Origin of the sequence: Ornithinimicrobium cerasi (assembly GCF_003702705.1) — a bacterium.
In the GTDB taxonomy this organism is placed as follows: Bacteria; Actinomycetota; Actinomycetes; order Actinomycetales; family Dermatophilaceae; genus Ornithinicoccus; species Ornithinicoccus cerasi.
Window position 1 is genome coordinate 1 of record NZ_QZMN01000081.1, and the last position, 607, is coordinate 607.

Annotated in this window: 1 protein-coding gene and 1 pseudogene; both read right to left on the reverse strand. The window is 75.1% G+C overall.

Going from position 1 to position 607, the window contains the following annotated elements:
* The coding region (locus D4B81_RS19075; RefSeq protein WP_237566097.1) for an AAA family ATPase at nt 1-234 on the reverse strand (234 nt) is incomplete at its 3' end.
* 55 nt (nt 235-289) lie between these two features.
* A pseudogene (locus tag D4B81_RS19080) lies at nt 290-604 on the reverse strand (AAA family ATPase); the annotation flags it as partial.
* Nucleotides 605-607 lie beyond the last annotated feature (3 nt).

Genomic DNA, 607 nt, shown 5'->3' on the forward strand with positions numbered 1-607 from the left:
GGCCCGGTCGGCCGACCAGGCACCGAAGACCTGCTCGGTCATGGTGGCCAGGTCACCGACGTGGACCCGCCCTGCGTCGAGGTAGAAGCCCAGGGCGCAGGGGCGACCGTCGCGCAGCTCCAGGGAGGCGCCGCCCTCGGCGACCCCGGTGAAGCGCATCAGCTCGGTCAGGTGCAGGGCCCCGTGGGTGGCGCGGATGTCGCGCAGCACCCCTCCGGCGCCGACCGCCGCCAAGCTGCTGGTCGTCCCCGACCAGCCGCACCGAGGCGCCCCGGGATGTGATGAAGGTGACCGCCTTGTCCAGGGACAGGGTGTCGACCATCCCGGCCTCGTCGATGACCACCAGGGCCCGTTCGTCGATGTCCGTGGCCCACTGCGGCAGGTGCTCGGGGTCGTGCTCCAGGTGCCAGACCAGCTTGGCCAGGGTGTCGGCCTGGGTGCCGGCGGCCTCGCGCAGCACCGCGGCGGCCGCGGCGGACGGGGCGAGCCCGACGACGGTCCCGCCGGAGGACTCCCACGCCCGGGCCAGGGCCCGCATGGCGGTGGTCTTGCCCGACCCGGCCGGCGCGATCGCCAGCTGAAGCCGCGCCCCCGAGATCGCCATGCC